Annotated in this window: 4 protein-coding genes and 2 pseudogenes; 2 read left to right on the top strand and 4 right to left on the bottom strand. The window is 42.9% G+C overall.

The window, feature by feature from the left end; all coding sequences use genetic code 11:
• Positions 1–220: pseudogene (locus A37S_RS27890) on the bottom strand (hypothetical protein); the annotation flags it as partial.
• A 202-nt stretch (positions 221–422) separates the two neighbouring features.
• On the opposite strand from A37S_RS27890, the pseudogene A37S_RS0122195 reads away from it, so the two are divergent.
• Positions 423–794, top strand: a pseudogene (locus A37S_RS0122195) (AAA family ATPase); the annotation flags it as partial.
• Positions 795–946: 152 nt separating this feature from the next.
• On the opposite strand, the gene A37S_RS0122190 reads toward A37S_RS0122195, so the two are convergent.
• The 3 genes from A37S_RS0122190 to A37S_RS0122180 all read right to left on the bottom strand — a co-directional run bounded on the left by A37S_RS0122190 (position 947) and on the right by A37S_RS0122180 (position 5,432).
• Positions 947–1,843 carry a 3-hydroxyacyl-CoA dehydrogenase gene (locus A37S_RS0122190; RefSeq protein ID WP_028298842.1) on the bottom strand — a complete coding sequence of 299 codons (897 nt, stop codon included), beginning with the start codon at positions 1,841–1,843 and terminating at the stop codon, positions 947–949.
• A 200-nt stretch (positions 1,844–2,043) separates the two neighbouring features.
• A complete protein-coding gene (locus tag A37S_RS0122185) occupies positions 2,044–3,639 on the bottom strand; it encodes an oleate hydratase (RefSeq protein WP_028298841.1) in 1,596 nt (531 codons plus the stop codon).
• A gap of 23 nt (positions 3,640–3,662) precedes the next feature.
• Positions 3,663–5,432 carry an oleate hydratase gene (locus A37S_RS0122180; protein ID WP_028298840.1) on the bottom strand — a complete coding sequence of 590 codons (1,770 nt, stop codon included), beginning with the start codon at positions 5,430–5,432 and terminating at the stop codon, positions 3,663–3,665.
• A gap of 177 nt (positions 5,433–5,609) precedes the next feature.
• Here A37S_RS0122180 and A37S_RS25795 point away from each other — a divergent pair.
• Positions 5,610–5,802: DUF4372 domain-containing protein (locus A37S_RS25795; RefSeq protein WP_028298797.1), on the top strand; the 193-nt coding region annotated here is incomplete at its 3' end.

Genomic DNA, 5,802 nt, shown 5'->3' with positions numbered 1-5,802 from the left:
CAACTCGTGGACTCAGTCCCGGACGACCTGTATCTTTCTTGGGAAATGCTTTGTAATAAATGTTCGACAAACTATCCCAGGGAAGCAGATGAGCTAACTTAACCCAACGGTTTTCTGGGTTAAGATGACGATCAAAAGGAGACTCAAATCCCTCAATAATGAGCTGATTCGGACTGCTATAAATAGGGCTAGGTGCACGCCTTTTTGATGCTTTTTTCATAAATCCTTGCACTTGACAACCTAAAAATAACTATAATTCATTGGTTAACAAAACGAATAGAGTTTTTCAGCAGACCCTAGATAGAAATTCACTTTATGGCAAAGTATTCTACGAGATATTTGAGAAAAAATCAAATTTTGCCATTTACAAGAACCTAATCCGGCGAAACATCTATAATATTTCTGAAAATGTACAAATAGTAGGTTTCTATGGAAAGTCGCCTCTTACATCTTGCTCTTTTGGTCAAAGATGTACCGCAGTTGTAGTAACCTTGCTAATGACAGGCGTGAAACCGTTACTAATTGATGAACCAGAAGCACATTTGGACAACAGATTAATCGCTCAATATTTAGTTGATTTGATTAAAGAAAAGAAAAATGAACGGCAAATAATTTTTGCTACACACAATGCCAATTTTGTAGTTAATGGAGATGCAGAGCTTATACATATTTTGGAAATACCAAAAGAAAAAGTCTTTACTGAAATCATATCAACCACAATTGAGAACCTTAGTCATAGAAAGAGTTTACTTAAATTGGAGGGCGGCGAAGAAGCATTTAAAAATAGGGTTTAATTAATTGGCTTGATGCCAAAATATTGGATTTTCCGTCTGTTAGATTATGAAATTTTAAATGCGTTTCGGAATATCCACCATTACCCGTAAGAACTATCCGTAAATATCTTCTTTCATTTCCATTTTATAAATCTGAAGGAAAAGGAATTTCCTTACTTCAGAAAATCCTTTTCCTTATATGCCGGATTAGGGTATTTGTAAAATCCTTCGCCAGTAGCTACCCCAAGCTTGTTTTTGTCGATAAATTCAGACTTCAACATTTCCACTGCCTTTATTTTTGAAGGTTCTTTTGTTACATCAGCGGTCATTTTATTGATGTTGTATGCCGTGGTTATGCCTACTACATCCAGAATTCCAAATGGTCCTACCGGTGCGCCGGTGGCTACCATCCATGTTTTATCAATCGTTTCAACATCTGAAATTTCATTTACATATAGCTGTAAAGCAGCACTTAAAAGGGGTACCAAAAGCGAATTTACGATATATCCGGGTTGTTCCTTATGTATAGGCAAGGGTACCATGCCAATCTGTTTGGCAAAATCCAGGACAGAATTGAACGTTTCTTCAGATGTACCTGCATGTTTCATCACTTCACCGGTATTGTTGGTCCAGATATTATTGGCAAAATGTAAGGCGACGAACTTCGCTGGCCTGCCGGTAGCTTCTGCAAATTGGCTTGGTAGCAAGGTTGAGGAATTGGTGGCAAAAACCGTTTTTTCGGGAGCCACTAGGGCTAACTTTTGATAGAAATCTGTCTTGATTGCCGGATTTTCAGGAACGGCCTCAATCAATAAATCAGCATCTTTGACAGCTTGTGCTAGGTCGGAAGTATAATGAAGGTTTTCAAACGCTGTGTCCAACTGTGTCTGGGTAGCTTTCAAGTCCCGTTTGAACACTCTGCTCATCGTTTCAAACTTGGCTTTGGCTTTTTCCAAAACCTCGTCGTTAATGTCGTACACGGTTACGTTGAATCCGTGAAATGCGCTCTGGAAAGCTATCTGATAGCCTAAAACACCGCTTCCTGCAATGGTTACGTTTTTAAAATTCATAGTTGTAAAAATTAATAAAAGAGTGGCTGGCAACCATTTGATATGCCAGTCTTATATTGCCTTATCATAAACTGATACGATATCCAAGGGAAAGGAACCAGCCTTTATTGTAGGATTTTACATCATCTACGTTGGAGAGGATGCCAAGTTCCAGTCCGTATTGGGCTTTCTGGTAAATACCTAAGTCTGGTCAATTATGCTCAGCTCCTGTATGAAGTATGGACGGCCTTCGCCAATACTTCGGGACGTTTCCAATGTTCCGTTACAGGTGCTACTTCTTTATCCAGGCCTAGCAGAGTGTACACTGCTAGGCGTGCTGCCCTGACGGAATATTCTTCGGTGAACACCATATCTTCCGGTATTTCTACAAACTGGCTGATGAGGGCAAGATTGGTGCTGCCTTCCGGAACAACTGCAGGGCGGTCGGCTTTTGCCCTTGGCTGAAAGAGCGCATCGATGTAGGGCATCATACAAGGAATTACATTTACGACGCTTTCCTTGATTTCCTGCTCATACTCCTCGAAGTGCAGGTGATGCAGCAATTCGGTAAGGAGTTCTTCGCCAGTGCAGTCTATCATGGGCTTTTTCACGTAATTGCCAATATTATCGGGATACAGCCCGTAGCCCCATAAAATGGTAGTGTCCTTTTCCTGTGCTTTGAAATGAGGCTGGGCAGCTATTACTATAGATAGTCTCCATGACGAATCCTTAAATGTCATCAAAGCACCGCTTCCCGGTTTGTTTCCAGTGTAATCTTCGATGAGTTTCAGTAGTTTATTCCCCATGAAAGTCGGTGTGAAAGAATACCATTTTGTTTCATCCGGCTTGGTAAAGAACGGGGTGGGATTTCCCAGCTTTCCCGGTTTTTTGTCGGCAATCCTGCGCCATAATGCAAAACTTGGCGGATTATCGGGCAGGTATTTCGCCGGTGTATTATAATCGCCATTATTGGAATTGTCGGTAATACATCCATTGGTAAAGAATACCAGGTCGCCCTCATTGACGGTTATTCTCTCTGTCTTCCCTTCTGCATTGATGCATTCTATTTCCTTTACCGTAATGCTATCGTTATCGACAAATTCCAAATCGGTAACGGTTTTTCTTAGTGAAAAATCCACTTTATGCTGGTCAAGGAATGACTTCAACGGCAAAATCACGGATTCATATTGGTTGTAAGGAGTTCTTGTTACCCCTTCAAGGGTTTCGATTCTTGAAAATTCCAGTAGCATGCGTTTCATGTAACGCTGAAATTCAAAAATGCTGCTCCATTCCTGCCACGCAAAAGTAGTCTGCCACATATACCAGAAATTGGTAGTAAAAAAATGGTCGCTGAACCAGTCGCGGATGGTCACATTGTCCAATTCGCTTTCGTCGGTGAAGAACAGTTTGACCATTTTCATACGGTCACCCGTGTTGAACTGCATATCGGTAACCGGCAGGATAGTTCCATCTTTGTCTATTAATCTCGCTTTTGCCTTGGTGGGGTTTGCGTGGTCAAAGGCAAAGATTTCATCTTTGACAGAGATGTTGGGCACTTCCAATGAGGGGATACGGTCCGTCAAATCCCAGAAGTTCTCATAGGTTTCTTCGTTAAGCATTCTTCCACCACGGCAGATAAACCCCTCTTTTTTGGTTCCGGCTCCGTCATTACTCCCGCCCAAAACGGGCAGGGCTTCAATGATGTGGATGTTTTCGCCTGTGAAACCGCCGTCTTGCAAAAGGTAAACAGCCCCGGCAAGGCTTGCCAAGCCACCACCAACGAAGTAGGCTTGTTTCTTTGAATTATTTGCGCTCATATTTTACTCTTTGAAATTGATTTTTATAAAAGGCCTGCTTCTTTAAGGAGTTCTTCTGCATAAGTGCCTTGCATCTTTTTCAGTCCATATTTTTCTAAAAGGGAGAACAGCCAGGGAACCTTGATGTCTTTCAGTCCTTTCTTGTCATTGAGGTAATAAATAGATTTCAACAATACCCGAATGTCATAAGAACTGGCGAATACCTCCGGGACACCCCTGTCCACATTTAACAGGGTATATACCGCCTCCATAGCGGTGCGCACGGAATATTCCGTTGTGAAAACCGTGTCTCTGGGCGTTTCTGCGAAATTGCCTATAAATGCCAGGTTTACGGAACCTCCAGGAACTACCAGGGGACGGTCGCCCACGGCACGTGGCATAAAATAAGACGTGATATAAGGCATACGGCAGGGAATGGTATTGGCTGCTTTTGCAATATCCGCAATCTCGTTTTCGGGCACGCCCATGTGGTACAAAAGTTCTTCGCACAACTCTATCCCGGTGGCCTCCGTAATCTTTTTGTTTACATAATTGCCCGGTTTATGGGAATAAAGACCGTACACCCAAACGATGATTTCATTTTTTTGCTGGGCCTTGAAGTGGGGCTGCCTGCTTATGGAAAAGCCGTACCACCAATTGGAATCGTTGATTGTTACCGGGCCGCTGGTTACAATGGAGCCGCTGCGTGGGTCTTTTTTACAGATTTTTTCTATATAGGGTACCACTTTGTCGTCAAAAAAGGTAATACTACCGGAGATGACCCAGTTGGCTTCGGGAATATTCTTATAAAATTTTTCCGGCTTTCCGAAGGCGGTATCCTGTTCTGCAAGGTTCTGCCAGAGCTTCCAGCTGCCACCGATGCCTTCTGCTACCGGAGCAGGGGTATTGTTGTCTCCGTAAGTGCTACTTTCGGTAATGGAGCCGTTGGTTACAAATACAAGGTCATCTGCTGTCAGGTCGATGCTTTCTGCATTCCCATCCCTGATGTATTCAATTCTTTTGGCTACTTTTTTGCCGCCTGTGGTGTCAACCACTATATTCTGCACTTGGGTGCCGTATTGGAACTGCACTCCATGCGATTCCAGGTAGCTTACCAGCGGGCGTATCAGCGATTCGTATTGGTTGTATTTCGTAAAGCGCAACGAGGACATATCGGTCACGCTACCTACGTGATGGATAAAACGCAAAAGGTAACGGCGCATCTCCATGGCACTTGCCCAGGGCTCGAAAGCGAACATGGTGGCCCAGTAGGTCCAAAAGTTTGACTTGAAAAACTCTTGCGAAAATACTTGGTCGATTTGGATATCCTGTAGCTTTTCTTCCGGTGTAAGGACTACCGCAATCAGCTCTTCTATAGCTTTAGGAGAAAGTGTCAGTTGTCCGTCGGTAGCAAGCCTTTGCCCCTTATTTTCGATGACCCGGGCGTGTGAAAAGCTCGGGTCTTGTTTATTGAGCCAGTAATATTCGTCCAAGATGGATACACCCTGAGTTTCCAACGACGGGATGGAACGGAATAAGTCCCAAAGCGTCTCAAATTGGGTTTCCATTTCGCGGCCACCCCGGATGATGTAGCCTTTCTGTTCGTTCCAAATGCCATCCATACTTCCACCCGGCAGAGCCAGTTCTTCCAGGATATGGATTTTGTCGCCCTGCATTTGCGCATCACGAACCAGAAAAACTGCCGACGCCAAAGAGGCCAGACCGGAACCGATAAGATAGGCAGATTTTAAATCAACATTTGCAGGCTTTTTGGGACGGGCAAATGCCTCGTAATTTCCTTTGCTGTAGTACATAACTGTTGGTGTTGTTGAGCTTGAATTACCAAGGGTTTTACTTGATTAATCTATGATTTCAATACAAAGTTAATTATATACTATTTTTCACTACTGACCGACAAAAAATAATTTAAGGAGCTGCCATATCTGGCAAGCTCCTTTTTTCATATTTTGGTTTTACGACAAACTAAAAATATGAGTGATAAAAATACAGAAAAGAAATTAGTCGGTCAGCCAATCTTCAAACAATTATTAGGTTTTATTCCAAGGAACAAATTTGAGATGCTTGTGAGCAAGCACCGGTCTGACCGCTATTACAAGACCTTTGATTCATGGACACAACTCATGACGATGCTGTTCGGAATATTCAGCCGATGTGATTCTATGG

It is taken from the genome of Olivibacter sitiensis DSM 17696, from assembly GCF_000427965.1.
Lineage (GTDB): Bacteria > Bacteroidota > Bacteroidia > Sphingobacteriales > Sphingobacteriaceae > Olivibacter > Olivibacter sitiensis.
Note: the sequence above shows the minus strand (reverse complement) of the source record. Positions and strands in the feature narration are given on the sequence as shown.